This is a genomic window from Streptomyces sp. NPDC001407, assembly GCF_042895325.1.
GTDB lineage: Bacteria > Actinomycetota > Actinomycetes > Streptomycetales > Streptomycetaceae > Streptomyces.
In genome coordinates this window covers 14,139-40,817 of the sequence record NZ_JBIAWF010000009.1, presented here as the reverse complement: position 1 = coordinate 40,817, position 26,679 = coordinate 14,139, and the positions used below count along the sequence as shown (strand labels likewise).

The 26,679-nt window shown below is 72.5% G+C and carries 23 protein-coding genes and 1 tRNA gene; 5 read left to right on the top strand and 19 right to left on the bottom strand.

Features of this window, described 5'->3' with window-relative positions; translation table 11 throughout:
• Nucleotides 1–58 precede the first annotated feature (58 nt).
• The 6 genes from cobT to ACFY1P_RS14840 all read right to left on the bottom strand — a co-directional run bounded on the left by cobT (nucleotide 59) and on the right by ACFY1P_RS14840 (nucleotide 9,184).
• On the bottom strand, nucleotides 59–3,946 hold the full coding sequence (gene cobT, locus ACFY1P_RS14865) for a nicotinate-nucleotide--dimethylbenzimidazole phosphoribosyltransferase (RefSeq protein ID WP_390750812.1): 3,888 nt from the start codon (nucleotides 3,944–3,946) through the stop codon (nucleotides 59–61).
• A gap of 218 nt (nucleotides 3,947–4,164) precedes the next feature.
• Entirely contained in the window at nucleotides 4,165–5,418 is a 1,254-nt protein-coding gene (gene cbiE / locus ACFY1P_RS14860) for a precorrin-6y C5,15-methyltransferase (decarboxylating) subunit CbiE (protein ID WP_361534318.1), read from the bottom strand.
• Between the two features lie 162 nt (nucleotides 5,419–5,580).
• Nucleotides 5,581–6,222, bottom strand: coding sequence for a GNAT family N-acetyltransferase (locus tag ACFY1P_RS14855; protein WP_390750811.1), 642 nt, complete (start codon nucleotides 6,220–6,222; stop codon nucleotides 5,581–5,583).
• Nucleotides 6,223–6,410: 188 nt separating this feature from the next.
• Entirely contained in the window at nucleotides 6,411–7,277 is an 867-nt protein-coding gene (locus ACFY1P_RS14850; protein WP_361534324.1) for a MetQ/NlpA family ABC transporter substrate-binding protein, read from the bottom strand.
• 90 nt (nucleotides 7,278–7,367) lie between these two features.
• Nucleotides 7,368–8,138: a methionine ABC transporter permease gene (locus ACFY1P_RS14845; protein WP_390750810.1), complete on the bottom strand. Its 771-nt coding sequence runs from the start codon at nucleotides 8,136–8,138 to the stop codon at nucleotides 7,368–7,370.
• Nucleotides 8,135–9,184 carry an ATP-binding cassette domain-containing protein gene (locus ACFY1P_RS14840; RefSeq protein ID WP_361534330.1) on the bottom strand — a complete coding sequence of 350 codons (1,050 nt, stop codon included), beginning with the start codon at nucleotides 9,182–9,184 and terminating at the stop codon, nucleotides 8,135–8,137. Before ACFY1P_RS14840 ends, ACFY1P_RS14845 begins: the two co-directional genes overlap by 4 nt.
• A gap of 627 nt (nucleotides 9,185–9,811) precedes the next feature.
• Here ACFY1P_RS14840 and ACFY1P_RS14835 point away from each other — a divergent pair.
• Both ACFY1P_RS14835 and ACFY1P_RS14830 read left to right on the top strand, forming a co-directional pair.
• Complete coding sequence (locus ACFY1P_RS14835; protein ID WP_361534333.1) at nucleotides 9,812–10,171, top strand: hypothetical protein; 360 nt, start codon at nucleotides 9,812–9,814, stop codon at nucleotides 10,169–10,171.
• A 2-nt stretch (nucleotides 10,172–10,173) separates the two neighbouring features.
• The gene (locus ACFY1P_RS14830; protein ID WP_361534336.1) at nucleotides 10,174–10,605 is read left to right on the top strand and encodes a hypothetical protein; all 432 of its coding nucleotides are present in this window, start codon (nucleotides 10,174–10,176) and stop codon (nucleotides 10,603–10,605) included.
• Nucleotides 10,606–10,888: 283 nt separating this feature from the next.
• On the opposite strand, the gene ACFY1P_RS14825 is transcribed toward ACFY1P_RS14830, so the two are convergent.
• The 3 genes from ACFY1P_RS14825 to ACFY1P_RS14815 all read right to left on the bottom strand — a co-directional run bounded on the left by ACFY1P_RS14825 (nucleotide 10,889) and on the right by ACFY1P_RS14815 (nucleotide 13,287).
• Nucleotides 10,889–11,383: a GNAT family N-acetyltransferase gene (locus ACFY1P_RS14825; protein ID WP_361526966.1), complete on the bottom strand. Its 495-nt coding sequence runs from the start codon at nucleotides 11,381–11,383 to the stop codon at nucleotides 10,889–10,891.
• A gap of 83 nt (nucleotides 11,384–11,466) precedes the next feature.
• Nucleotides 11,467–11,991 carry a sigma-70 family RNA polymerase sigma factor gene (locus ACFY1P_RS14820; RefSeq protein WP_361526964.1) on the bottom strand — a complete coding sequence of 175 codons (525 nt, stop codon included), beginning with the start codon at nucleotides 11,989–11,991 and terminating at the stop codon, nucleotides 11,467–11,469.
• 105 nt (nucleotides 11,992–12,096) lie between these two features.
• On the bottom strand, nucleotides 12,097–13,287 hold the full coding sequence (locus tag ACFY1P_RS14815; RefSeq protein ID WP_390750809.1) for a glycerophosphodiester phosphodiesterase: 1,191 nt from the start codon (nucleotides 13,285–13,287) through the stop codon (nucleotides 12,097–12,099).
• Nucleotides 13,288–13,519: 232 nt separating this feature from the next.
• Here ACFY1P_RS14815 and ACFY1P_RS14810 point away from each other — a divergent pair, with 232 nt between their 5' ends.
• A complete protein-coding gene (locus ACFY1P_RS14810) occupies nucleotides 13,520–14,197 on the top strand; it encodes a lysophospholipid acyltransferase family protein (RefSeq protein WP_361526960.1) in 678 nt (225 codons plus the stop codon).
• Nucleotides 14,198–14,225: 28 nt separating this feature from the next.
• Here ACFY1P_RS14810 and ACFY1P_RS14805 read toward each other — a convergent pair whose 3' ends face one another.
• The 5 genes from ACFY1P_RS14805 to ACFY1P_RS14785 all read right to left on the bottom strand — a co-directional run bounded on the left by ACFY1P_RS14805 (nucleotide 14,226) and on the right by ACFY1P_RS14785 (nucleotide 20,396).
• On the bottom strand, nucleotides 14,226–15,053 hold the full coding sequence (locus tag ACFY1P_RS14805; RefSeq protein ID WP_390750808.1) for an alpha/beta fold hydrolase: 828 nt from the start codon (nucleotides 15,051–15,053) through the stop codon (nucleotides 14,226–14,228).
• Nucleotides 15,054–15,373: 320 nt separating this feature from the next.
• A complete protein-coding gene (locus tag ACFY1P_RS14800) occupies nucleotides 15,374–16,924 on the bottom strand; it encodes an MFS transporter (protein WP_390750807.1) in 1,551 nt (516 codons plus the stop codon).
• The gene (locus ACFY1P_RS14795; protein ID WP_390750806.1) at nucleotides 16,921–17,469 is read right to left on the bottom strand and encodes a TetR/AcrR family transcriptional regulator; all 549 of its coding nucleotides are present in this window, start codon (nucleotides 17,467–17,469) and stop codon (nucleotides 16,921–16,923) included. The genes ACFY1P_RS14800 and ACFY1P_RS14795 overlap by 4 nt, the downstream gene beginning before the upstream one ends.
• 211 nt (nucleotides 17,470–17,680) lie before the next feature.
• Nucleotides 17,681–19,114, bottom strand: coding sequence for an argininosuccinate lyase (argH, locus tag ACFY1P_RS14790; RefSeq protein ID WP_390750805.1), 1,434 nt, complete (start codon nucleotides 19,112–19,114; stop codon nucleotides 17,681–17,683).
• Nucleotides 19,115–19,202: 88 nt separating this feature from the next.
• Nucleotides 19,203–20,396, bottom strand: coding sequence for an argininosuccinate synthase (locus ACFY1P_RS14785; RefSeq protein ID WP_361526950.1), 1,194 nt, complete (start codon nucleotides 20,394–20,396; stop codon nucleotides 19,203–19,205).
• A gap of 219 nt (nucleotides 20,397–20,615) precedes the next feature.
• Between ACFY1P_RS14785 and ACFY1P_RS14780 the strand changes: the two genes are divergently transcribed.
• Both ACFY1P_RS14780 and ACFY1P_RS14775 read left to right on the top strand, forming a co-directional pair.
• Nucleotides 20,616–21,170 (top strand): Uma2 family endonuclease, encoded by a 555-nt coding sequence (locus ACFY1P_RS14780; RefSeq protein ID WP_361526968.1) that lies wholly within the window; start codon nucleotides 20,616–20,618, stop codon nucleotides 21,168–21,170.
• A gap of 112 nt (nucleotides 21,171–21,282) precedes the next feature.
• Nucleotides 21,283–21,356: transfer RNA gene (locus tag ACFY1P_RS14775), tRNA-Pro, on the top strand.
• A gap of 70 nt (nucleotides 21,357–21,426) precedes the next feature.
• Here the strand turns inward: ACFY1P_RS14775 and ACFY1P_RS14770 are convergent.
• The 5 genes from ACFY1P_RS14770 to argJ form a co-directional block, all read right to left on the bottom strand.
• Nucleotides 21,427–22,596, bottom strand: a complete 1,170-nt coding sequence (locus ACFY1P_RS14770) for an amidohydrolase family protein (protein ID WP_390750804.1) — start codon at nucleotides 22,594–22,596, stop codon at nucleotides 21,427–21,429.
• Nucleotides 22,597–22,735: 139 nt separating this feature from the next.
• Complete coding sequence (locus ACFY1P_RS14765; protein WP_361526946.1) at nucleotides 22,736–23,278, bottom strand: arginine repressor; 543 nt, start codon at nucleotides 23,276–23,278, stop codon at nucleotides 22,736–22,738.
• 69 nt (nucleotides 23,279–23,347) lie between these two features.
• On the bottom strand, nucleotides 23,348–24,532 hold the full coding sequence (locus ACFY1P_RS14760) for an acetylornithine transaminase (RefSeq protein WP_390750803.1): 1,185 nt from the start codon (nucleotides 24,530–24,532) through the stop codon (nucleotides 23,348–23,350).
• Nucleotides 24,529–25,524 carry an acetylglutamate kinase gene (argB, locus tag ACFY1P_RS14755; RefSeq protein WP_390750802.1) on the bottom strand — a complete coding sequence of 332 codons (996 nt, stop codon included), beginning with the start codon at nucleotides 25,522–25,524 and terminating at the stop codon, nucleotides 24,529–24,531. The genes ACFY1P_RS14760 and argB overlap by 4 nt, the downstream gene beginning before the upstream one ends.
• Nucleotides 25,521–26,672, bottom strand: a complete 1,152-nt coding sequence (gene argJ, locus ACFY1P_RS14750) for a bifunctional glutamate N-acetyltransferase/amino-acid acetyltransferase ArgJ (RefSeq protein ID WP_361526940.1) — start codon at nucleotides 26,670–26,672, stop codon at nucleotides 25,521–25,523. The genes argB and argJ overlap by 4 nt, the downstream gene beginning before the upstream one ends.
• Between the last annotated feature and the right edge of the window lie 7 nt (nucleotides 26,673–26,679).

Here is a 26,679-nt window from a genome sequence, read left to right as displayed (position 1 = left end):
GCCGCCCGCCGCAGGCGCAACGGACCCGCACCCGCAAGACCGAGGCCAGAGGAAGACCTCAGCCCTTCTCGGTGACCCCAGCCGCATCGAAGGTAGCCACCTCATGCATCGCCCGCGCAGCACTCTGCACGACCGGCAGAGCCAGCAGCGCCCCCGTACCCTCCCCGAGGCGGAGGTCGAGGTCGACCAGCGGGCGCAGGCCCAGCTTGGTCAGGGCGGCGACATGGCCCGGCTCGGCGCTGCGGTGTCCCGCGATGCACGCGGCGAGCGCCTCCGGGGCGATGGCCCGCGCCACCAGCGCGGCCGCCCCGGCGCTCACGCCGTCCAGGATCACGGGCGTGCGCAGCGACGCGCCGCCCAGGATCAGGCCGACGAGCGCGGCGTGCTCCAGGCCGCCGACCGCGGCGAGGACGCCGATGGGGTCCTTCGGGTCCGGCTGGTGGAGTTCGAGGGCGCGCCGGACGACGTCGACCTTGCGGGCGTGCATCTCGTCGTTGATGCCGGTGCCGCGGCCGGTGATCTCGGCGGGGTCCGCCTCGGTGTAGACGGCGATGAGGGCGGCCGACACGGTGGTGTTGGCGATGCCCATCTCGCCGGTCAGGAGCGCCTTGTTGCCCGCCGCGACGAGGTCGCGGGCGGTCTCGATGCCCACCTCGACGGCGCGTAGCGCCTCTTCGCGGGTCATCGCGGCGCCGGTGGTGAAGTCGCCGGTGCCGGGCCGGATCTTGCGCGGGAGCAGGCCGGGGGTGCTGGGGAGGTCGCCGGCGACGCCGACGTCCACGACGCAGACCTCCGCGCCGACCTGGTTGGCGAAGGCGTTGCACACGGCGCCGCCGCCCAGGAAGTTGGCGACCATCTGCGAGGTGACCTCCTGCGGCCACGCGGTGACGCCCTGGGCGTGCACCCCGTGGTCGCCCGCGAAGATCGCCACGGCGGCGGGCTCCGGGATGGGCGGCGGGCACTTCCGGGACAGCCCGCACAGCTGCGCGGAGATGATCTCCAGCATGCCGAGCGCGCCGGACGGCTTGGTCATCCGCTTCTGCCGCTCCCACGCCTCGCCGAGCGCCTTGGCGTCCAGCGGCCGGATGCCGCGCAGGGTCTCCGAGAGCAGGTCGTGCGGGTCCTCGCCGGGCAGCGCGCGCCGCCCGTACGTCTCCTCGTGCACGACCCACGACAGGGGGCGCCGCTTGGACCAGCCGGCCTGCATCAGCTCGGGCTCGTCGGGGAATTCGTCGACGTAGCCGACGCACAGATAGGCGACGACCTCCAGGTGCTCGGGCAGCCCGAGTTCGCGCACCATCTCCCGCTCGTCGAAGAAGCTGACCCAGCCGACGCCGAGTCCTTCGGCGCGCGCGGCGAGCCAGAGGTTCTCGACGGCGAGCGCGGAGGAGTACGGCGCCATCTGCGGCTGGGTGTGCCGGCCGAGGGTGTGGCGGCCGCCGCGGGTGGGGTCGGCGGTGACGACGATGTTGACGGGGGTGTCGAGGATGGCCTCGATCTTCAGTTCCTTGAACTGCTTGGCCCGCGCCTTGGGGAGGGACTTCGCGTAGGCGTCGCGCTGCCGCGCCGCCAGCTCGTGCATCGCCTGCCGGGTCTCGGCGGAGCGGATGACGACGAAGTCCCAGGGCTGCGAGTGCCCGACGCTGGGCGCGGTGTGCGCGGCCTCCAGGACGCGCAGCAGCACCTCGTGCGGGATGGGGTCGGTGCGGAAGCCCTTGCGGATGTCGCGCCGTTCGCGCATCACGCGGTGCACGGCGGCGCGCTCGGCGTCGCCGTAGCCGACGGCGGCGGGGCCGGCGGGCTCCTCGTACGCCTCTTCCGGCGCCTCCTCGGGAGCGGGCTGCGCGGGCTCGGCGTGGGCCGCCTCGGCGTCGGCGGTACGCGGCGCGGGGACGGCCACGGGCTCGGCGGCGGGGGCCGGTTCCTGCTGCGGGGCGGGGATGTGCACGGCGGCGGACGCCGCCTGCTCCTCCTGTGCCACCGCGGACTCCACGGCCTCGGGCTCGGGTGCCTCGGCCTGAACGGACAAGGCCTGAACGGGCACGGCCTGAACCGGCTCGGCGGGCGCGGGGACGGCGGCGTGCGTGACCACCGTGTCCTCCGCGACGGCCGGGGCCTGCGCGACCAGGGTGTCCTGCGGGCGGGCGACGAGGTGCACGTCCTCGGAGACCTGCTCCTGCGGCGCGCTGTCCTGCGCGACGGCGTCCACGGGCGCGGGCGCCTCGGCCACGGCGGGCCGCGGCTGCGGCTGCTGGGCGACGGCCTCGGCGGCCGGTGCGGCGGGCTCGTCCGGTACGGCCTGCGGCTCGGTGGCAACAGCCGCCGCGGGAGCGGCCGGTGCGGGCTCCACGGCCTCGGCGGCGGGTGCCTGGACCTGCTGCTCGGGAGCGGCGGCCGGGGCCTCGTCGGAAAGCGGGGCTGCGAGCGGAACCGGCGCTCCGGAACCGGCGTCTACAGATGCGGGCGCGTCCACGACGGCCGGCGCGGGCTGTGCCGCCTCGGCGGGAGCCGCCGGTGCGGGGACCTGCTCCGCGTCCGCCTCGACGACGACAGCGGTCCCGTCGGCGGCTTCGGTGGTGTCGTGTCCGACCGCACCGTTCCCGGCGACAGCGGGAGCCTCGGTGACGGCAGGGCCCTCGGCGGCGACCGGCGCGGGCTGCGCGCTGTCGGCGACCGGTGGCACGGCGGCGGGAGGCTGCTCGCCGGAACCGTTGTCCACGAACGCCTGGTGAGCCTCTGCGGGTGCCTGCTCCTGCGGCACGGGCGCGGGCTGCGCGGCCTCCTGGACCGGCTCCACGGGTGCCTCGGGCTGCGGCTCGGGCGCGAAGTGCGCCTCGGCGGGCGCGGCCTGAGGCATCTCGGCAGGGGCGGGTGCCGCCTCCGCGGGTGTGGCCTCCGCGACCGTGGTGACGACGGGCTGAGGCGCGGCGGCCTGGGGCGCGGGCGCCTCCGGCTCGGCGGCGAGCTGCGGGGCCACGGCGGCTGACGTCACGTCACCGGGCGCCTCGACAGGTGCGGCGGCCGGCATCTCGGCGGACGCCTCGGCAGGTGCCACGGGTGCCGTCCCGGCGGCCGCGGCCGCGGGCTCGTCCTGCGCCACCGCCGGTGCGGCGGCCTGCTGCTGCGCGACGGCCGGGTGTTCGGCGGGGGCCTGCTCGGCGGCGGCCTCCGTGCCCGGCGCGGTGTGTCCGGAGCCGTCGGCGACTATCCCGTGACCGGTGTCGGCCGGGTGCGTGGCGGTGCTCTGCGCCGGCACGAAGGCGACGGCGGGCGCCGCGGGGGTCTCCGCGACGGGCGCGGGAGCCGCCTGGGCCGCGGCCTCGGCGGCGGGCGCGGCCGGGGGCTGCGCGGTCATGTGCTGCGGCTGCTGCGGCTGCTGCGGCTGCGCGTCCCAGGTGCCCGGCTGCTGCTGGGGCACCTCGCCGAGGCGCGGGACCTGCGGGAGGTCCGCGCCGTCCTGCGGGACGTCGAGGTACTCGGGGCCCTGACCGGGCGTCACGGGCGGCACGGCCCGGCCGGGCGCGGACGCCTGGTGCGGGGCCGCCGGGCCGCGGTCGGCGAGGGAACGCACGACGCCGCCGGTGGGGTCCGGCACGGGCGGGCCGAGGTGCAGGGGCCGCCGCGGGGCGGCGGGGGCCGCCGGGGCCGCGGGCGCGTGCGGCTGCCGGACGTCGCCGTAGTCGACGGAGCCGGTGTCGCGGCCGCCGGTCTCGTGCGTACCGCCCTGGACCGCGGGCTGTTCCATCCAGGCGCCCTGGGCGCCCGGCATCAGCAGGAGGTCGTCCTCCTCGGCGCCGTCCGCCTCGCCCCCGTGGTCGAGGAAGGTGTAGGCGGCCGGGGCGCCGGGATCGGCGGGGGCGACGGGATCCGCGGGGAACGAGGGGCCGGGAAGCTCGCCTGCGTTCTCCGGCTGTCCCTCGCCCGGGAACTGGCCGGTGTCGGTCATGCGTACCCCTCGCCCATCGGTAGTGCTCCTTCCAACCGCTCACGCCCATAGTCAAGAACGAGCGTCCGTGCCTCGCGGCACGTTGCATGTCGCCCGCCCCTACCTTGCCGTGCTCCCGCCAAAAGGAGGGAACGTTCGGGACATTGACGACTGTGGTGTCGGACACCGAGGGGCGGTACAACGATCCGCAACCCTACCCTCCGCCCGGCGCGCCGGGCTCACAGGTGGGTGTGGCGACCACTCAGAAGGAAGGCCACGGTGCGCTCGCGCTCGGTCCAGGCGCCGGTGTCGAGCTCCACGGCCTGGAGCAGGGCGCACTCCACGGCGTAGCCGCCTTCGGCGAGCGCCCGGCCGATGGCCTCGGCCTCGTCGCGGGTCGCGGCGTGGGCGACGATCCGCTCGGGTCTGCGGGCGGCGCACGCGGCGACCACGGGCGCTCCCCCGCCGCCGACGCGGACGACGTCGGGCTCGGGGAGGTCCTCCAGGACGTGCGGGGCGGTGCCGTGGACGACCTGGAGCTGTACGCCGTAGCGGCGGGCGGCGGCGGTGGTGCGGGCGCAGGCGTCCGCGTCTCGGTCGACGGCGATGACGGCGGCGCCGAACCGGGCGGCCTCGACCGAGGCGGCGCCGCTCGCGGAGCCGATGTCCCAGACGAGGTCGCCCACGCGGGGCCCGAGCCGGGCCAGTTGGGCGGCGCGCAGCTCGGCGGACTCGCCTTCACCGAGGTCCGTGCCGTAGGCGTCGGAGGGCAGGGCCCAGCCGCGTACGGCCGGGGGGTAGCCGGGGTCGCGGCCGGCGATCCAGCCGCCCGCGGTGCGCTGCCGGGTGACTCCCCAGCCCTGGGCCGCCGGCTGGGCGGTGCCGGGGCCCGCGCCGCCGATGACGATGACGACGTTGGGGTCGCGCCAGGTGTGGTCGGGGACCTTGTCGGAGGTGAGGACGGTGACCTGCTCGCGGGCGGTGCCCAGTTCCTCGCAGATGACGAAGGTGCGGTGGACGGGCCCGAGGAGGAGGGCGAGTTCGGCGGGGCCCGCGCCGGGCGAGGTGAGGACGGCGACCTTGGTGTGGGCGCGGCAGACGTTGACGGCGCGCCGCAGGTCGCGGCTGTGGGCGACGACGACCTGGGCGTCGTCCCAGGGCATGCCGACGCGGGCGAAGGCGGTGGCGACGGCGGAGACGGCGGGGACGACCTCGACCTCCAGGCCGTGCTGGGGGGCGCGCAGGGCGCGTACGACGCCGAAGAAGCCGGGATCGCCGTCGGCGAGGACCACGGCGGAGCCGCGGTGTCCGGCGATGCGGCGGGCGGCGAGGTCGACGCTGCCGAGCCTGACGCGCTCGGCCGTCGGCGGGATCTCGGGCAGCGCCAGGTGGTGTCCCGCGCCCGCCACCAAGGTGGCGGCGGCCAGGGCCGATCGGGCCGTGTCCGTCAGCGGTGAGCCGTCCCACCCGATCACCGTGACCCGGTCGGCCATCGTGTCAGTCTCCTGGGGCTCGTCTGTCGCGGGTCGGGGCCCACACAGGCGTGGGCAGGGTGAGATTACCCCGCTCGGCCCGGGCCGCAGAGCGCGCGGACGGTTCGGGGCGGACGCGTGCGGTCGTACGGGCCGGTGTGCCCGGCCGGGCCGCGCGCCGGTTCAGCGCCAGTCGTGGAAGACGCCCGCGTAGCCGGGGCCGCCGGCGTGCTGTTCGCGGACCTCGTCGAGGTCCTCGGGGAGCAGGCTCCAGACGATGAGGTCGCTGCGGATCTCCGTCCAGCCGCCGTCGGCCGTGCGGCCGCGGCCTATCCAGGCGTTGCGCAGGACTCCCTCGCTGATGCAGCCGATCTTCTGGGCGACCTGCTGGGAGGCGGTGTTGTCGGCGGCGGTGCGCAGTTCGAGGCGCTCGAACCGCTGGTCGCGGAAGAGCCATTCGGCGACCGCGAGCACGGATTCGCAGGCGTAGCCCTCGCCGCGGGCCCAGGGGGCGATGACGTAGCCGGCCTCGGCGGAGAGGGTGCGCCAGTCGGTGTGGTGCAGGTGCACGCAGCCGACGAGGCGGTGGGTGAGGAACTCGGTGACCGCGAAGACGATTCCGCGCCCCTGGGTGCGCTCGGCGGGTGCGCGCCGCAGGGCCCAGTCGCGGGCCTCGGCGGTGGTGTAGGGGTGGGGCGCGGAGGTCCAGGCGGTGACGAGTTCGTCGCTCATCATCTCGGCGAGCGCGGGCACGTCCTGGGCGTCGAACGGGCGCAGCACCAGCCGGTCCGTACTGATGGAGATGTCCGGGAAGGTGGATGTCATGTGCTGCTCCAACGCCGGGGAGGATGGGCTCGGGACGGTCCCGGTCCGGGCTTGAGTGCACCAGCATGCAGCATGGGTGCGCGGGTGCGCCAAGCGCGACCCGGTACGGCCGCAGGCCCGCGCGGGTGAGGAGTGCGCGGGCCTGCGGCCGTACGGGCGGGGACGGGTGCCCCGGTGAGGGGTGTGGTTCAGCCCTTCACGGGCCCGAAGGCGGGCAGGACCGCGCCGTTGCTGAACTTCTGCTCGATGAACTTCTTGACCTCGTCGGAGTTGAGGAGCTTCGCGAGCTTCACGATGCGCGGGTCCTCCTCGTTGCCCTTCTTGACCGCGAGGAAGTTGGCGTAGGGGTTGCCCTGGGCCTTCTCCAGGGCGATGGAGTCCTTGGCCGGGTTGAGCTTGGCGCCGATGGCGAAGTTGCCGTTGATGACGGCGGCGGCGACGTCGTCGAGGCGGGAGGGGATCTGGTCGGCGGCGAGCTCGGTGAACTTGACGCCCTTGTTGTCCTCGACGTCGGAGAGCTTGGCCCCGGCGCCCACGCCGTCCTTGAGCTTGATGACGCCGTTGTCGGCCAGCAGCTTCAGGGCGCGGCCCTCGTTGGTGGCGTCGTTGGGCACGGCGACGGTGTCGCCCTCGCCGAGGTCGGAGACCTTCTTGCCCTTCTTGGAGTAGAGGCCCAGCGGCTCCAGCTCGACGTCGACGACGGGCACGATGTCCGTCTTGTTCTTCTTGTTGAAGTCGTCGAGGTAGGGCTTGTGCTGGAAGAAGTTGGCGTCGACCTCACCGTTCTGGGTGGCGGTGTTGGGCAGGACGTAGTCACTGAACTCCCGCACCTTGAGGTTGAGGCCGGCCTTCTTCGCGAGGTTGTCGCGCACGAAGTTGAGGATGTCGGCGTGCGGGGTGGGGCTGGCGGCGACGGTGAGGGTGGCCTCGGGGTCGGCGTCCTTGCCCTTCTTCGCCGAGCCGGAGGAGGTGTCGGACGGGGCGCTGCAGGCGGCCAGACCGAGGGTGAGGGCTGCCGCGGCGGCCGCGGTGGTGAGCTTGACGGTGGTACGCACGAAGAGTGCCTCTTTCCTGATGTCACGAGGTGTTGCCGCCCGGCAAAGGGTCCGGGCTCGTGGGGTTGTTGTCCGTGGGGCGTGCGGGCCTCAGCGGGTCTCGGTGAGCGCGGGGGCCGCGGCCTCGTCCGGCGTCCCGGCGGGGGCCGGCTTGCGGGCGGCGGGCAGCAGTCCGCGCAGTCCGACGGTGGCCGCCTGGCGGGCGCCGCGTCCGGCGATGCGGCGTACGACGAGGTCGCCGGCGAGCTGGACGGCGGTGACGATGACGATGAGCAGCACGATGGTGATGTTCATCAGGCCGGTCTCGTGGCGCTGGAAGCCGTAGGAGATGGCGAGGTTGCCGAGCCCGCCGCCGCCGACGGCGCCGGCCATGGCGGAGTAGCCGATGAGGGCGATCACGGTGGTGGTCAGGCCCGCGACGATCGAGGCCAGCGCCTGCGGGAGCAGCACCTTGAGGACGACGGTCCAGGTGCCGCCGCCCATCGACTGGACGGCCTCGACCAGTCCGTGGTCGACCTCGCGCACGGCGGTCTCCACCAGGCGGGCGAAGAAGGGGACGGCACCGACGGCGAGGGCGACGACCGCGGCGCTGGGGCCGATGGAGGTGCCGACGACGAAGCGGCTGAAGGGGATCAGCCAGACGAGGAGGATGATGAAGGGCAGGGAGCGGCCGAGGTTGACGACCGCGCCGATGACCTTGTTCACCACGACGTTCTGGAGCAGTGCCCCGCGGTCGGTGAGGACGAGCAGGATGCCTAGCGGCAGGCCGCCGACGATGGCGTAGACCGTGGACCACCACACCATGAAGAGGGTGTCGAGACACGCGTCGCGCAGCAGGGGCTGCATCTCGGACCAGGTCACTTGGCACCTTCCTTGAGGAGCTCGTCGGCAGGCGCCGGGGACTTGACGGGGGCGACCTCGACCTGGAGGCCCTGCTCGCGCAGGAAGCCGATCGGGACGACGTTCTCCTCGAAGCGGCCGGGGAGCTCGATGCGCATCCGGCCGATCTGCTTGCCGCAGACGGTGTCCATCGCGGCGCCCAGGATCGAGATGTCGACGTTGTAGGTGCGCGACAGCTGGGAGATGACCGGCTGGGTCGCGGCCTCGCCGTGGAAGGTGATGTCGACGACCGTGCGGTCCTCGCCGGAGGGCTCGCCGCCGACGGGGAAGAGCTCGGCGGCCAGTTCGGAGCCGGGGGTGGCGAGCAGTTCGGAGACGGTGCCGGACTCCACGACGCGGCCGCCCTTCATGAGGGCCGCGGAGTCGCAGATGGTCTTGACGACCTCCATCTCGTGGGTGATGAGGAGGACGGTCAGGCCGAGCTGCCGGTTGAGGTCGCGCAGCAGCGTGAGGATGGAGCGGGTGGTCTCCGGGTCGAGCGCGGAGGTCGACTCGTCGGAGAGCAGCACCTTGGGGTCGCCGGCCAGGGCGCGGGCGATGCCGACGCGCTGCTTCTGGCCGCCGGAGAGCTGGCCGGGGTAGGCCTTGGCCTTGTCGGCGAGGCCGACGAGGTCGAGGAGTTCGAGTGCCTTGCGGCTGCGTTCCTTGCCGGAGACGCCCAGGATCTCGAGCGGGAGCTCGATGTTGCTCTGGACGGTGCGCGAGGAGAGCAGGTTGAAGTGCTGGAAGACCATGCCGATGCGGCTGCGGGCCTTGCGCAGCTCGGCATTGGCGCGGGGGCCGCGCCCGGCGAGCGCGGTCAGGTCCTGGCCTGCCACGGTGACCGTGCCGGAGCTGGGGCGCTCCAGGAGGTTGACGCAGCGGATGAGGGTCGACTTGCCGGCGCCGCTCTGGCCGACGACGCCGTACACCTCGCCCTCGCGCACGTGCAGGTCGACGCCGTCGAGGGCGGTGACCTCGCGGCCGCGTGAGCGGTAGACCTTTGTCAGGCCCGTAGTGGTGATCACAGGGGATTCCGTCACTGTCGAGTGCGCGGCGTGGGTGGTGCCGGCACGGGAGTTCATTGCGGAACGCGGCATCGGTGATCCCCGGCGGGCGCGTGGCGCGCGGCTTCGGGGTCCTGGTGACGCGGGGCGGAGCGGCCGGTCCGGGTCCTGCTGGATCCGGATCGGGCTCTACGGGTCTCGCTTCGGGGCGCGAGGCACAGAACGGGGGCCCTCAGCGGTCACACATTCGACACATGCAACGAGCACCGGGCGTCGTCATCGCCTCGGTCGCAAGGGTGCGGCTGCTCGTCGTGGTCATGCGGGAAAGTAAAACAGAAGCGTGTGCGAGTCGGCCAAGCCTGTCCGAATAGCGGACGCGACTGGCCGAAGCGTGGACGTCACCGGCCGATTCCGGATGATCTCCCGGCCACCCCGTGGCCTGCGCGGATGTGGGCGCGGGGCGCCTCCTCCGGGCCCGGCGGAGGGGCGGGCGGCCCGCCGTATGTGGCCAAGACCACGGCTTCCCGTCGGCGGTACGGGGCCGGGGGCGGGGCCGGGGGCCGGTCCCGGTGCGCCCGCGGCGGGCCATTAAAGTCGTCCCATGCTTGTCCAGCCCCCTCCGCCCGCCCGCGCCGCCCGGCGGCCGCGGTGATCGACGCGCTGACGCTCGCGGTCGGCCTGACCGCCCTCGCGCTCGCCGCCTGGTGCGGCTTCGCCTTCTCGCGTGACCAGTCCACCAAGGACTGGCACTTCATCGGCATGGCCGTGGTGTCCGTGCTGGCCCTGGCCCAGCTCGTCATCGGCGTGGTGCGGCTGGCGGGCGGCGACAAGCCCGCGCAGGGCATGGCCATCTTCGTCGCCTATCTGATCGGGTCGGCCGCGGCCGTCCCCGCCGCCGGGTTCATGTCGCTCGTGGAGCGCACGCGCTGGGGGTCTGCGACCGTGGCGGCCGGCGGCGTGATCCTGGCCGTGCTCGAAGTCCGGCTCTACGACATCTGGGGAGGCTGACCATGGCCGATTCCACCGAGCCGCCCGCCAAGGCGGCCTTCGACCTCGGCCAGGGGCCCGGCCGGCTGCTGGTCTGGCTCTACGGCGTCTTCACCGTGGCGGCCGCCTCGCGCTCGATCGTCCAGATGATCCTGGACTTCGGCAAGGCGCCTCTGGCCTACGTCCTGTCCGCGGTGGCCGCGGTGGTCTACGCCTTCATCACGTACTCGCTGGTGCGCGGCGGACCCACGGCCCGCAAGGCGGCGCTCGTGTGCTGCGGCGCGGAGCTGGCCGGCGTGCTCGTCGTCGGCACCTGGACCCTGGCCGCGCCCTCGGCCTTCCCCGACGCGACGGTGTGGTCGGACTACGGCATGGGCTACCTCTTCATCCCCGTCATCCTCCCGGTGACGGCGATGATCTGGCTCAGGCGGGCGGCCCTGCCGGGCCGAGGCTAGCAGTGTCCGGCTGACCGTTCGCGCCAAACCTGCGGACCGTCCCGTCCGCACCACCGCTGCGCGGCGGTGTCCTCAATCGCCGGACGGGCTTGTGTGTGCCGCAGGTTGACGATCACATGCGGCACACCCAGCCCGTCCGGCGTTTGAGGACGCTCCCCCAGACTTCGTCCGGGGGGACCCCCAAGGGCGCCCCCGCCGCTGGGGGCACCCCCGGACGGAGTCTGGGGGAGGTAGCTGGGGGAGGCAACAGACCCGCGCCTTACGACGAGCCGCGTCCAATCCCTCAGGCGAAAGCCGCCGCAGGCACCGGTTTCTCCAGGGTCACCAGCACCAGCTTGCGGGTCACCTGTTCCGTGCCCACCTGTGCGTAGCCCCACTTGCGGTACAGCCGCAGGTTGCCCTCGTTGCGGTGGCCCGTCGCCAGCCGGAAGCGGCGCGCCGACCACTCGTCCGCGAGCCGGTCCTCGACCGCGCCCAGCAGCCGTCCGCCCAGCCCGTGCCGCTGCATCCGGGGGTGCACGATCAGGCCCGCGATGGAGGCCGTGCCGTCCCCGTCGACCGTGCCGCGCACCGAGCCGACGACCTCGTCGCCGAGCCGGGCCACCAGCACACAGCCACCGGCCAGTTCCGTGCGGAGCCCGTCGAGGGTCTGGGTGAGAGGTTCGATGGAATAGTCGCCGTAGAGCTCGGCCTCGCCCTGATAACAGAGGTACTGGAGCTTGAGGATCTGCTCGGCATCGTCTTCGGTCGCCGCAGAGATGGTCACGCTCATGCCCATGTGCGCACGCCTCCCCTATGTCGGTTCGGTCCGCCCTGACAGGAGCCGTCGCGTGGTCACGCCGCCTCCGTGGCGCCGGCTGTCTAACGCTCCTTTCCCCCACGTTCAGGAGCCGCAACCTCCGCCGTGAGCATTCTGCGCAGACAACCAAGGCAACGGGAACGGACGGGCCCCAAAGATCCTTGTGAGATACCCAACTCACCTGCGATTTCTCGGTAGGTCGGGTCACTTCGGGAGAGCAGGGCACCCAGCAGCCCCGGGCATCTGCCGGGCAGCCGGCGCACGACGGCACGCAGCGCGCGGCTCTCCTCGGCGGCGAGCACCGCCTGCTCCACGCAGGACTCGCCCGCCGGTTCCTCCGCGGTCGGGTCGTAGGGCACCTCACGGCGGGCCCGGCGGCGCGCGACGCGGGCCTCGGCCCGTACGGCGGCGCGCAGCCGCAGCGCGGAGACGGACCACCGGCCGCGGGCGGCGCGCCGGTCGCTCAGCAGCCGTACCCAGACGGACTGTTCGAGGTCGGCGGCCTCGATGCCTGCGGCCGGTGCCTCCGCCGCGCACTCGGCCGCCAGCAGCGGCCGCAGTGCGGTCAGAAGATCGTTCGGTGTCATGACGGGCGGGACGTGACCGGCCCGCCCGCCGGTTGCCACCAGGGCGCGCCCTCACCCTCGCGGGTGAGAACGCGCGCCGTGCTTACAGTTGACGGCTGTGCGCCACTACTTGCGGAAGTCCGCCGCCGCGAGCGCCGCCGTATCGCAGTTGTCGGAGAAGATCCCGTCGATGCCGGTGGCGAAGTACGCCTTGAAGGCGCCGAACGCGTCGCCGTAGGCGTTGGGGTCCGTGCCGCGCCGGAAGTCGGCGGGCAGGAAGCTGTTCTCGTTGCGCATGGTGTAGGGGTGCAGGAACAGGCCCTGCGCGTGTGCGTCGCGGACCAGCGTGGTCGGCTCGGTGAGCCGGTCGTTCTTGTCGCGGGGGATGATCTGGTTCACCCACGGGCCGATGCCCTGCGCGAAGCCCGCGATCCACTTCAGGCCCGTGGGCGTGATGAGGTCCTTGACCGTGCGCGGGTCCTTGGCCTCGACGAAGTCCCAGGGGCGGGTGGGCAGGTCGTCGAGCAGCAGCACCTTGGGGCAGTCCACGCCCAGCTTGCCCAGCCGCTGGAGGCTGCTCGGCTCGAAGGACTGGAGGAAGGTGTGCCCGTTGCGGCCGGCCCGTCCGTAGCGGCGCAGCAGCTTGGCCAGGCGCTCCTCCAGGCCGAGCCCGGCCTTGCGGAAGTACGTGGGGTGCTTGGTCTCGACGTGCAGCCAGATCTTGCGCCCGCGCTTGCGGCCCTGCTCGTCGGCCCACTTGAGGACCTCTTCGAAGGTGGGCACGTCCCAGCGGCCGTCGTAGAGGGTGTTGTGCTGCCGGGTGCCCGGGATGCGCTCGATCGCCCGCAGCGTCTTGAGCTCGGCCAGCGTGAAGTCCTCGGTGAACCAGCCGGTGTGCGCCGTGCCGTCGACCGTCCTGGTCGTCTTGCGGGAGGCGAACTCCTTGCGCGTGGCGACGTCGGTGGTGGCGGTGATGTCGTTCTCGTGCCGGCAGACCAGGTGCCCGTCCTTGGTGGGCACGACGTCCTGCTCGATGACGTCCGCGCCGCCTGCGAGGGCGTACTCGTAGGAGCCGAAGGTGTGCTCGGGGCGGTAGCCGCAGGCGCCGCGGTGGCCGACGACGACCGGGACCGGCAGGTCCTTGTACGAGCCGGAGTCACCGTGCCCGCGCCCGTACGCCGCGGGGGTCCCGCCGGACGGCGTGCCCGGCCCGCGCTGCGCGGCGGCCGCCGTGCCGCCGAGGGCGACCGCCCCCGCCCCGAGGGCCGCCGCGGCCCCCAGAAGGGTGCGCCTGCCCGGCCGCTGCTCCTGCTCCATGAAAGCTCCTAGCGATGTGTTGCTTTCGGTGCCTGTCCGGCACCTGTGAGACGCGCCGATCGTAGGCACGTACGACTTTCCGATGGGAAGACGAAGGTCAAACAGGGTGCAAAGTCACGTCAACACTGTGTATCGCGTCGATGAACCCGGCGTGCGCGTCCGGGGTACCGGCGAGTATGGTCAGCCCCTGCGCAGGAGTGCGCCACCTCGACCACCACGACCGGAGGGCCCGTTGTCCCGCATCTTGCTCAAGGCGTTTCTCGGATTGCTCATGCGCGTCCTGTACCGCCCCAAGGTCGAGGGCGCGGAGCACATCGCCGAGAGCGGCCCGGTGATCCTGGCCGGCAGCCACGTGACCTTCGTCGACTCGCTGTTCCTCGCGCTGGTGGTCAAGCGCCAGGTGTTCTTCATCGGCAAGGACGAGTACGTCACGGGCAAGGGCGTCAAGGGCCGGCTGATGGCCTGGTTCTTCGGCAGCTCCGGGATGATCCCGGTGGACCGCGACGGTGGTCACGGCGGCGTCGCCGCGCTGATGACCGGCCGCCGGATCCTGGACGAGGGCAAGGTCTTCGGGATCTACCCCGAGGGCACCCGCTCCCCCGACGGCCGTCTCTACCGCGGCCGCACCGGCATCGCCCGGCTGACGCTGATGACGGGCGCGCCGGTGGTGCCGTTCGCGATGCTCGGGATGGACAAGGTCCAGCCGGGCGGCAAGGGCAAGCTCCGCATCGCCCCGGTGACGATCCGCTTCGGCAAGCCGCTGGACTTCTCCCGCTACGAGGGCATGGACCGCGACCGCTACGTCCTGCGGGCCGTCACCGACGAGGTGATGACCGAGGTGATGGAGCTGTCGGGCCAGGAGTACGTGGACATGTACGCCACCAAGGCCCGGGAGACCAAGGCCGCCTGACACACCGTCACTCCCGACCCGGTCCGCTCTAGGCCCGGCCGAAGCACGCGGGCTGGAAGCCCGGGTCGGCCGGGCCCTTGCGTGCCAGGGCATTGAGCACCCACTGGGCCACGACCGGGTCCTTGGTCGCCTGGTCGTGCATGAAGGGGTCGAGCGGGCACTTGTCCTGGAGCACGACGTTGGTGAGGTGCTCCGCGGGCCCGGTCAGCAGGGCGCTGGTGTAGGGGATGACGACCTCGTCGTGCCGGGTGGTGATGACCGTGTAGTCCGGGCCCGCCGGGGTCTCCTCGCCCGCGTTGAGCTTCTTCATCAGGTCGGAGCCGACCTGCTGGTCCACACAGGACGGGCAGAAGGTCCAGCCCGCGGGGATGGCGAGCGGGTTCTTGGTGCCGTGGTTGGAGGGCACGATGCCGATGAGGTCGTCGACCTTGTCCGCGCCGCCCAGGAACTTCACGTAGTAGCGCGGCATCATGCCGCCCTGGCTGTGACCGACGATGTCGACCTTGGCAGCACCCGTCGCGCCCCGCACGGCCTCGACGAAGTCCCGCAGCTCGGCGGCCGCCTGGGGGATGGGGTCGGTCTCCATGTGCCCGTAGTTGAAGGCGAAGACGCAGTAGCCCGCCTCCTTCAGCTTCGGGGAGAGCGCCGCCCAGTTCTCGGCCATCAGCTTGAACGTGCCGTTGACCAGCACCACCGGCTGGGGGTGGGCCGAATCCGGCTTGCACGACCAGTCGTTGGCACCGCGGGGCGGGATGTCGAGGACGGAGGCCGAGGCGGGGGTGGCGAGCCCCGCGAGGCCGAGGGTCGCGGTGGCCGCGGCGGCGAGGAGGAGCCTGACAGTTCTGCGCAGACGCATGGGGGGTCCTTAAGCACGGGACTCTCGTCCGAACCATGTTCGACAATGTCGACCAGTGGTCGAGATGGTTGCGTGCGCATAAGGATCACGTCAAGGGCAATTGTTTCCGGGATATGTCACACGGGCCGAGGCTTGCCGCCCCGGCCCGTGTGCGATTTGCTGCTCACTTGAGCCAAGTTGCGCTCAGCGCTGCCGGGATCGTGCCCCGTCCTGCCACTGCGGGTCGGCTGTGGCTGGTCGCGCCCGCGCGGCGGAGCCGCACAACGTCACAGCCTCCGCCCCTTACGGGGCGGTTCCGCACTGGACTTCGGCAAGTTCGCTCAGTGACCTCCCGAGCCCTCCTCCAGGCGCTGGCCGCGCAGCAGGAACCACGCGACGGCCGCCGTCGCCAGCAGCACCGCCGCGCCGATCCCGGAGGCGATCCGCAGGCCCTCGACGAAAGCGTGCTGCGCCGAGGAGAGCAGGGCGTCGCCCGTCCCGTGCGGCAGCCCGGCCGCGGCCTCGGCCGCGCCGCCCAGCGAGTCGTGGGCCTCGGCCGCGGCCCGGTCCGGCACCCCGGCCGGCGTGTGGAAGCCGCGGTAGACGCCGGTGACGATCGACCCGAGCAGGGCGATGCCGAGCGCCGCGCCGAGCTCGTACGCCGTCTCGGAGACCGCCGAGGCCGCGCCCGCCTGCTCCTTGGGGACGCTGGAGAGGATCACGTCGGCGGTGACGGTGAACGAGAAGCCCGCGCCGACGCCGACCACCAGCAGCACCGCGCCCAGGACGGGGTAGGCGGTCTCCGCGTTCAGCCAGGTGAGCACGGCGAGCGCGACGCCGATGGCCGCGAGGCCGCCCGCCACCACCGACCGCACGGACCAGCGCCGGGCGGCCCGCCCCGCGAGCAGGCCCGCGGTCACCGCGCCCACGGCGGCGGGCAGTTCGGCGAGCCCGGCCTCCAGCGGGCTGCGGCCCTGGACCAGTTGGAGGAACTGCGACAGGAAGAACACCAGCCCGGACAGGCCCAGGATGGTCAGCAGGTCGGCGAGGACCGCCCCGGAGAAGCCGCGGTGGTGGAAGAGCCGCATGTCCAGCAGCGGCTTGGGGAGCTTGAGCTGGCGCCGTACGAACCACACCATCACCAGCAGCCCCACGACGCCGGCCAGGACGTAGTACCAGCGGAAGCCGTACGCCGCCGCCTCCTTGACGGCGTAGACGACCGCCACGATGCCGACCATCGACAGGGCCACGCTGAGCAGGTCCCAGGGGCCGGGCGAGGGGTCCTTGGACTCGGGGAGCAGCTTGATGCCGACGAGGACGAGCACGGCCATGACCGGCAGGTTGATCAGGAAGACCGAGCCCCACCAGAAGTTCTCCAGCAGGAAGCCGCCCACCACCGGGCCCACGGCGGCTCCGGCGGAGGCCATCGCGCCCCAGATGCCGATGGCGAGGCTGCGCTCCCGGGGGTCGTGGAAGAGATTGCGGATCAGGGCCAGCGTCGAGGGCATCAGCGTCGCGCCCGCCACGCCCAGCAGGGCGCGGGCGGCGATCATCATCTCCGGGCTGGTCGCGTAGGCGTTGAGCACGGAGACGCCGCCGAACGCGATCGCGCCCGTGAGCAGCAGTTTCTTGCGGCCGATGCGGTCGCCGAGGCTGCCCATGGAGACCAGCAGGCCGGCGATGACGAAGGAGTAGATGTCACCGATCCACAGCAGCTGGGTGCCCGAGGGACGCAGGTCCTCGCTGAGGAAGGGGGTGGCGAGGCCCAGCACGGTGGCGTCGACGGCGACCAGCAGGACGGCCAGGACGAGGACGGCGAGCGCGAGCCAGCGGCCCGGACGCGGCGCTTCCGGCGCGGCGGCCGGCCGTGGGGTGACAGTGTGACCGGTCACGGTTTCATCCTCCGCTCCGCGCCGCCGAGCAGCAGCTCGGCGACCATGCGGGTGCGGTCCTTGGCCGCGACCCTGCCCTCCTGCACGGCCCAGGCGCCGGCGCCGATCAGGCCGTAGAGCGCCTCGGTGAGCCAGGCGGGTGAGAGTTCGAGCCGGAAGGTGCCCTCTTCCTGGCCGCGCAGGAAGAGCGCGGTGACGCGGGCGTCCAGCCGGTTCCAGCCCTCGTTGACCCCGGCTTCGTAGAGCTGGTTCTCGGTGAAGAGGAAGGCCATGAGCCCGGCCGCCGGCTCGGTCTTCGCGACCAGGCGGCGGAGCGCGTCGGCCGCGTCGCCCTCCTCGGTGCGGGCCTCGTCCAGGGCGTGCTCGAACTGCCGGATGCTGAGGTCCTCCAGCGCGCGCACGAGCGCGTCGCGCCCGGCGAAGTGGCGGTGGAGGGTGGCGCGGCTGATCCCCGCGGCCCGGGCGATCTCGTCCATGGACGCGGTCGCCTTGCGGGTGAGCAGCCCTGCGGCTGCTTCGAGCACATGGTCCGGTTCGACACTCATGAGACGACCATAACCCGGATGAGACAGCGATGTCTCATCCGGGTGTCCGACGTCTCAGGTTCGACACGTGTGTCCAAGCGGTCTTGTCGAAGCCCCAGTGCGGTACGCGCCCCGTAAGGGGCGCGGGGCTCTTTCGATATGCGGCTCCGCCGCGTGGGCGCGACCAGCCCCACCGGCCCGCAGCGACCCGACCGCAATTCCAGCGGAGCGCTCAGCGCTTGGCCTCGGCCCACTCACGCTGCACCGCCAGATCCGCCTTGACCTCGCCCAGCTGCGCCGCGACCGCCGAGGGCGCCGTGCCGCCGCGCCCGCTGCGCGAGGCGAGCGCGCCGGGCACGTCGAGGACCGTACGGACCTCGGGGGTGAGGTGCGGCGAGATCGCGGCGAACTGCTCGTCCGTGAGCTGGTCGAGCTCGATGCCGTGGGCCTCGCACTCCTTGACGCACTCCCCCGCCACCTCGTGCGCGACCCGGAACGGCACGCCCTGCTTGACCAGCCACTCCGCGATGTCCGTGGCCAGCGAGAAGCCCGCCGGGGCCAGCTCCTCCATCCGGGCGCGGTTGACGGTGAGGGTCGCCATCATCCCCGTGAAGGCCGGGAGCAGGATCTCCAGCTGGTCGCAGGAGTCGAAGACCGGCTCCTTGTCCTCCTGGAGGTCGCGGTTGTAGGCGAGCGGCAGCGCCTTGAGCGTCGCCAGCAGGCCGGTCAGATTGCCGATGAGCCGGCCGGACTTGCCCCGCGCCAGCTCGGCGATGTCGGGGTTCTTCTTCTGCGGCATGATCGAGGAGCCGGTGGAGAAGGCGTCGTGGAGGGTCACGAAGGAGAACTCCTTCGTGTTCCAGATGATGACCTCCTCGGCGATCCGCGACAGGTCCACGCCGATCATCGCCGTGATGAATGCGAACTCCGCGACGAAGTCCCGGGCGGCCGTCCCGTCGATGGAATTGCCGGCCGAGCCGCCCTCGAAGCCGAGGTCGGCGGCGACCGCCTCCGGGTCCAGGCCGAGCGAGGACCCGGCGAGCGCCCCCGAGCCGTACGGCGAGACGGCCGTGCGGGTGTCCCACTGCCGCAGCCGCTCCGCGTCCCGGCCGAGCGCCTGGACGTGGGCGAGCACGTGGTGGGCGAAGAGGACGGGCTGGGCGTGCTGGAGGTGCGTGCGACCCGGCATGGCCACGTCCGCGTGCGCCTCGGCCAGGCCGACCAGCGCCTCCTGGAGATCGGCGAGCAGTCCGCCGATGATCCGGGCGTGGTCGCGCAGATACATCCGGAAGAGCGTGGCGACCTGGTCGTTGCGGGACCGGCCGGCGCGCAGCTTGCCGCCGAGGTCGGGGCCGAGCCGCTCCAGCAGGCCGCGCTCCAGGGCGGTGTGCACGTCCTCGTCGGCGATGGTGCCGGTGAAGGTGCCCGCCGCGACATCGGCCTCCAGCAGCCCGAGGCCGTCGATCATCCGCTGGAGCTCGTCGGCCGTCAGCAGACCGGCCTTGTGCAGCACGCGCGCGTGGGCGCGGGAGCCCGCGATGTCGTACGGGGCGAGGCGCCAGTCGAAGTGGACGGAGGCGGAGAGCTTGGCCAGTGCCTCGGCGGGTCCGTCCGCGAACCGGCCGCCCCACAGCCGTACGTCGCCGCCGCTGTTGCCGTTGCTCACTTGCTGCTCCTCAAGGCTGGTGGTGTGCGGCCGCCTCCCCGCCACGTGGCGGGGAGGCGGCTCCGTGCAGGGTTTCTAACCGCTGGACTCAGACCAGGTCACGCTTGGCCGCGATCTTCGACGAGAGGCCGAAGATCTCGATGAAGCCCTTGGAGAGCGACTGGTCGAAGGTGTCGCCGGTGTCGTAGGTGGCGAGGTTGAAGTCGTAGAGCGACTTCTCGGACTTCCGGCCGGTGACGACGGCCCGGCCGCCGTGCAGCGTCATCCGGATGTCGCCGGAGACGTGCTCGTTGGCCTCGGCGATGAAGCCGTCCAGCGCCCGCTTGAGCGGAGAGAACCACAGGCCGTCGTAGACCAGCTCGCTCCACCGCTGCTCGACCTGCCGCTTGTAGCGGGCCAGCTCGCGCTCGACGGTGACGGCCTCCAGCTCCTGGTGGGCGGTGATCAGCGCGATCGCGCCGGGCGCCTCGTAGATCTCCCGGGACTTGATGCCGACCAGCCGGTCCTCGACCATGTCGAGCCGGCCGACGCCCTGGGCCCCGGCGCGCTCGTTGAGCTGCTGGATGGCCTGGAGCACGGTGACGGGCTTACCGTCGATGGCGACCGGGACGCCCTGCTCGAAGGTGATGATCACCTCGTCGGCCTCCCGGGGGGTGGCCGGGTTCGCCGTGTAGTCGTAGACGTCCTCGATCGGGGCGTTCCAGATGTCCTCCAGGAAGCCGGTCTCCACGGCCCGCCCGAAGACGTTCTGGTCGATGGAGTACGGCGACTTCTTGGTGGTCGCGATCGGGAGCTGCTTCGCCTCGCAGAAGGCGATGGCCTTGTCCCGGGTCATGGCGTAGTCCCGGACGGGGGCGATGCAGGTGAGCTCCGGCGCGAGGGAGGAGATGCCCGCCTCGAACCGCACCTGGTCGTTGCCCTTGCCGGTGCAGCCGTGGGCGACGGTGCTCGCGCCGTGCTTCTTGGCGGCGGCGACGAGGTGCTTGACGATCGTGGGCCGGGAGAGGGCGGAGACCAGCGGATAGCGGTCCATGTAGAGGGCATTGGCCTTGATCGCCGGGAGGCAGTACTCCTCGGCGAACTCGTCCTTGGCGTCGGCGACCTCCGCCTCCACCGCACCGCAGGCGAGCGCGCGCTTGCGGATGACGTCCAGGTCCTCGCCGCCCTGGCCGACGTCCACGGCAACGGCGATGACCTCGGCGCCCGTCTCCTCGGCGATCCAGCCGATGGCGACGGAGGTGTCCAGGCCGCCGGAGTAGGCGAGTACGACGCGCTCGGTCACGGGTTTCTCCTTACGGTGCGATGCGCTTTCCATGCGCTGATGGGTATAACTATGCACTGCTCCGTATGTTTCGTCAATAACTCGTGTGGGTGAGACTTTCCAGCAACGGAGATTGCAGAGCGGCCTACGATGCGACTATCGAGGCGCCCGAGCAGGGAGGTTTGACCCAACATGGCCGTGCGAGAGAAGCCCCGACAGGACTCGCCGGGCGCGCAAAGCGTGCGAAGCGCACAAGAAGCCCGAAACGCATCCCTGAAGGCTGCCGTCAAGCTCGCGGCATCAGTGATAGAGGGATTCAAGATCGAAGTAGTGGGGGACCGGGTCATCATGACGCCACAGAGCAGCGTCCAGAGCCTGACCATCTTCGAGGTTCGCGACGCCCTGCTGGCATCCGGCATCGCCAGGAAGCGCGTCCTGTCCGATGTCGAAATCACCTTCCCCGGCGAACCCGACCGCTGCCCGGACGTGTCGATCATCGAGGGCGAAGCCGTAGAGCCCCTCACGCACGAGGCCCTGCTGGCCGCCATCGAGATCGTCTCGTCGAAGAACGACAAGAACGACTACGCAGTCAAGACGTGGCAGTACGCCCACTTCGGCGTGCCCGTCTACCTGATCATCGATCCCTTCCGCGGCGAGTGCGACCTGCTCACCGAGCCCAGGGACGACGCCTACGCCTCACGCCGCACGTACAAGTACGGCGACACCATCACCTTCACCCTGGCCGATAGCACCGCGGTCGAGATCCCGACGGACACTTTCGACCGCAGGAAATAGCACCCTGCCCCGCCCGAAGCCGGGGTCCCGCACCCCCGATTTGGATCACAGCGCCGAACAGGCTATTTTCTTCTTGCACGCCCCGCCGGGAACGCCCGGGGGGAAACGGCACCGGGACGTGGCGCAGCTTGGTAGCGCACTTGACTGGGGGTCAAGGGGTCGTGGGTTCAAATCCCGCCGTCCCGACACGTGACGAAGGGCTTCGGAGCCAGGAGTGATCCTGTTCTCCGGAGCCCTTCGTCGTTCTCCGGGCACCTCACACCACCCGCACGCCCCCGCGGAAGACCGCCGTCACCGCGTGCACCGCCGCGATGTCGGCGAGGGGGTCACCGGCCACGGCCACGAGGTCCGCGTCGTAGCCCGGGGCCACGCAGCCCTTGTGGCAGGCCACGCCGCACACGCGCGCCGCCGTCGAGGTCGCCGCCCGCAGCGCCTCCAGCGGGGTGAAGCCGAGGTCCACCATCGCGGTGACGCTGTGGGGGTAGCCGCCGTGCGCCTTGGCGGGGAAGATCCCGGAGTCGCTGCCGCACGCCATGATCACGCCTGCCTGCCGCATCTCCTCCAGTCCCGCGGCCAGGCCGGGCAGCCGGCGGGCGACCGGCTCCGGCGGCGGGGGGCCGCCGGGCAGCGAGCCCAGGGTGAGGGAGGCGGCGACGCCCACGCGGGCCATCTCGTCGATCACCCGGCGGTCGTGGTCCACGCCGTCCTCGGTGACGAAGAAGCAGTGCTCGACCGAGTCGAAGCCGACGGCGACCGCGTCGGCGATGCCGGAGGCCGCGTGGGCGTGCGCGGTGATCGGCAGTTCGTGCCGGTACGCCTCGCGTACGGCGGCGCGCAGCTCGGCGTGCCCGTACTGCGCGCGGTACGGGTCGGAGCCGGGGGTCAGGTCGCCGCCGGTCACCATCACCTTCACCACGTCCACGCCGCGCTCGGCGCGCTCGCGCACCGCCGCGCGCATCCCCTCCACCCCGGCTGCCTCGCCGCCGAGGAACCAGCAGTGCCCGCCGGGCGTGGTGACCGGCGGGCCCGAGGCCAGCACCCGCGGCCCGGCGGTGGGGTCCTTCGCCGTCTCGTCGCGCAGCCGCAGCGCGAGATAGCCGCGGTCGCCGAGGTCCCGTACGGTCGTCACGCCCGCCGCCAGCGCGGCCCGGCCCGCCGCCCGCATGCGTGCCAGCAGTTCCTCGTCGTCGGCGCGCCGCAGCCGGCCCACCACGTCGTCGCTCGCGTCCAAGGCCAGGTGGACGTGGGTGTCCACGAAGCCGGGCAGCAGCGTGACCGGGCCGAGGTCGGTCAGCTCGGCCCCGGCGGGCGCCCGGCCGCCCGCGCGGACGTCGACGACGCGGCCGCCCTCCACCAGCACCAGCGGCCGCTCCACGAGCTCCGGCCCGGCCCCGTCGAACAGCGTGCGTGCGCGTAAGGCGAGCATGGCTCCTCCTGTCAGGGTGGTGGGTGACCCACCATCAGCTTCCCTGCGGCAGCCCGCCGTTACGCCGGACGTCATCAAGATTTCCCCGGCCGGGCACGAAGGAGCGCGGGCCGGTGAACCGGCCCGCGCTCCTTTCGCGTCAGCGTTCCTTCTGCGCCAGTCTCAGCAGGTGGTCCGCCAGGGCCTGGCCGCCCTTGGGGTCACGGCTGATGAGCATGACCGTGTCGTCGCCCGCGATGGTGCCGATGATCTCGTGCACACCGGCCTGGTCGATGGCCGAGGCGAAGAACTGCGCGGCGCCCGGCGGGGTGCGCAGCACCACGAGGTTGGCGGACGCCTCCGCCGAGATCAGCAGCTCGCCCGCCAGGCGGCCCATGCGGGCCTCCGTGGCGGACTCCCCCAGCGGGGCGCGGGGGGTGCGGTCGCCGCCCTCGGAGGGGACCGCGTAGATCAGCTCACCGCCGGTGTTGCGGATCTTCACCGCGCCCAGCTCGTCGAGGTCCCGGGAGAGGGTCGCCTGGGTGACGGACAGTCCGTCGTCGGCGAGCAGCTTCGCGAGCTGGCTCTGCGAGCGCACCGGCTGCCGCCCGAGGATGTCCACGATCCGGCGGTGGCGGGCGGTGCGGGTCTGCGGTACGGCCTGTCCGCCGTGGAACGGCTCGGCTTCCTGCGCCTCGGTCATCGTCTCGTCAGTCTCCGCATCGTCGTTCCCTTGGCCCCCGTCGGCCGGTCGCACGTGTCGCCCCGCCGCTCAAGCACCTCCGCCGGCGGCGGTGTCCAGGACCCCGGGCAGGGCCCGGAGGAACGTTTCCACCTCATCTTCGGTGATGATCAGCGGTGGGGCCAGCCGCACCACGTCGGGTGCGACCGCGTTCACCAGGAGCCCGGTGTCCTGTGCTGCTTGCTGCACCTTCGGTGCGAGGGGCTCGGAAAGGACAATACCCAGCAGCAGGCCCGAGCCACGGACGTGGTCGACGAGGGGGTGGGCGAGGGCGGCGATCCCGTCACGCAGCCGCTCCCCCGTCCGCTTCACCCGGTCCAGGATCCCCTCGGTCTCCAGGGTGTCCAGCACGGCCAGGGCGGCGGCGCAAGCGACCGGGTTGCCGCCGAAGGTCGAGCCGTGCTGACCGGGCGTCAGCAGGTCGGCGGCCGGGCCGAAGGCGAGGGTCGCGCCGATCGGCAGCCCGCCGCCGAGCCCCTTGGCGAGGGTGACCACATCGGGCTCGACGCCCTGCGCCTGGTGCTCGAACCAGTGGCCGGTGCGGCCGATACCTGTCTGGATCTCGTCCAGGACGAGCAGCGTCCCGGTGGCCCGGGTGATCTCGCGGGCGGCGGTCAGATAGTCCCGGGGCGGTACGACGACGCCGTTCTCGCCCTGGACCGGTTCCAGCACCACGAGCGCCGTGTCGGTGGTGACCGCGGCCCGGAGTGCCTCGGTGTCCCCGTAGGGCACATGCGTGACATCGCCCGGCAGCGGCAGGAACGGCTCCTGCTTGGCGGGCTGGCCGGTGAGGGCGAGGGCGCCCGTGGTGCGGCCGTGGAAGCCGCCGACCGCCGCGACCGTGTGCGTGCGGCCCGTACGCCGTCCGATCTTGAACGCGGCCTCGACGGCCTCCGCGCCGGAGTTGGCGAAGTAGACGCGGCCGGGGCGGCCCGCGAGGCGCAGGAGGCGCTCGGCGAGGGTGACGGTGGGCTCGGCGGTGAAGAGGTTGGAGACGTGGCCGAGGGTGGCGATCTGCTCGGAGACGGCGCGCACGACGGCCGGGTGGGCGTGGCCGAGGGCGTTGACGGCGATCCCGCCGACGAGGTCGAGGTAGGCCCGGCCGTCGGCGTCCCAGACGGTGCTGCCCGCGCCGCGCACGAGGGGGACGCGGGGCGTGCCGTAGTTGTCCATCAGAGCGCCCTGCCAGCGCCGGGTGAGCTCGGCGTTGCTCATGCTTCCCTCTCCTGGGGCTCGTCGGGTACGACCATGGTGCCGATGCCTTCGTCTGTGAAGATCTCCAGCAGGATCGAGTGCTGGACCCGGCCGTCTATGACGCGGGCGGTGGTGACGCCGTTGCGCACGGCGTGCAGGCAGCCCTCCATCTTGGGGACCATGCCGCTGGTCAGCTCGGGCAGCAGCCGCTCCAGCTCGCTCGCGGTGAGCCGGCTGATGACCTCGTCGCTGTGCGGCCAGTCCTCGTAGAGGCCCTCGACGTCGGTGAGGACCATCAGCGTCTCGGCGCCGAGCGCGGCGGCGAGGGCCGCGGCGGCGGTGTCGGCGTTGACGTTGAAGACGTGCCCCTCCGCGTCCGCGGCGTCGGCGCTGCGGGCGATGGAGGAGATGACCGGGATCCGGCCGTCGTCCAGCAGCGCCTGGACGGCCCCGGTGTCGACGCCGGTGATCTCGCCGACCCGGCCGAGGTCCACACGCTCGCCGTCGATGTGGGCGTAGTGCTTGGTGGCGGTCATGGTGTGGGCGTCCTCGCCGGTCATGCCGACGGCGAGCGGGCCGTGCCGGTTGAGCAGGCCGACAAGTTCGCGCTGCACCTGTCCGGCGAGCACCATCCGTACGACGTCCATCGCCTCCGGGGTGGTGACCCGCAGGCCCGCCTTGAACTCCGAGGTGAGGCCCATCCGGTCCAGCTGGGCGCTGATCTGCGGCCCGCCGCCGTGCACGACGACGGGGCGCAGGCCGGCGTGGCGCAGGAAGGCGACGTCCTGGGCGAAGGCCGACTTCAGCTCCTCGTCGACCATGGCGTTGCCGCCGAACTTGATGACCACGGTCTTACCGTGATGCCGCGTCAGCCAGGGCAGCGCCTCGATGAGGGTGCGGGCCTTGGGCAGGGCGGTGTGCTTGCGGGTGCCCGTGGCGGCGGGGCTCGCGGCAACAGGACCTGCGGCGTCCGGACCTACGGCGTCGGGACCTTTGGCATCGGGAAGGGTCATGAGGAGTACGCGCTGTTCTCGTGGACGTAGTCGGCGGTGAGGTCGTTGGTCCAGATGACCGCGCTCTCCTGGCCGGCGGACAGGTCGGCGGTGATCCGGATCTCGCGGTAGCGCATGTCGACGAGGTCGCGGTCCTCGCCCACGGAGCCGTTCTTGCAGACCCAGACGTCGTTGATCGCGACGTTGAGCCGGTCCGGGTCGAAGGCGGCCGCCGTGGTGCCGATCGCGGAGAGCACCCGGCCCCAGTTGGGGTCCTCGCCGTGGAGGGCGCACTTGAGGAGGTTGTTGCGGGCGATGGTCCGGCCGACCTCGACGGCGTCGGCCTCGGTGGCGGCGCCGACTACCTCGATGCGGATGTCCTTCGAGGCGCCCTCGGCGTCGCCGATGAGCTGGCGGGCGAGGTCGTCGCAGACGGTCCGCACGGCCTCGGCGAAGGCGTCGGGGGCGGGGACGACGCCGGAGGCACCCGAGGCGAGCAGCAGCACGGTGTCGTTGGTGGACATGCAGCCGTCGGAGTCGACCCGGTCGAAGGTGGTGCGGGTGGCGGCGCGCAGCGTCCGGTCGAGGGCGGGGGCGTCCACGTCGGCGTCGGTGGTGAGGACGACCAGCATGGTGGCCAGCCCGGGGGCGAGCATGCCCGCTCCCTTGGCCATGCCGCCGACGGTCCAGCCGTCGCCCTGGGCCACGGCGGTCTTGTGGACGGTGTCGGTGGTCTTGATGGCGATGGCGGCCTTCTCGCCGCCGTGCGGGGAGAGTTCGGCGGCGGCCTTGCCGATGCCGGGGAGCAGCTTGTCCATCGGCAGCCGGACGCCGATGAGGCCGGTGGAGGCCACCGCGACCTCGGCGGCGTCCACGCCGAGCACCTCGGCGGCCTTCTCGGCGGTGGCGTGGGTGTCCTGGAAACCCGCGGGGCCGGTGCAGGCGTTGGCGCCACCGGAGTTGAGGACGACCGCGCGGACCTGCCCGCCCTTGAGGACCTGCTCGGACCACAGGACCGGCGCGGCCTTCACGCGGTTGGAGGTGAAGACTCCGGCAGCGGCCAGGCGGGGCCCGGTGTTGACGACGAGGGCGAGGTCGGCGCCGCCGCTCTCCTTGATCCCGGCGGCGATGCCCGCCGCCGTGAACCCCTGTGCTGCGGTCACGCTCACGCTGTCT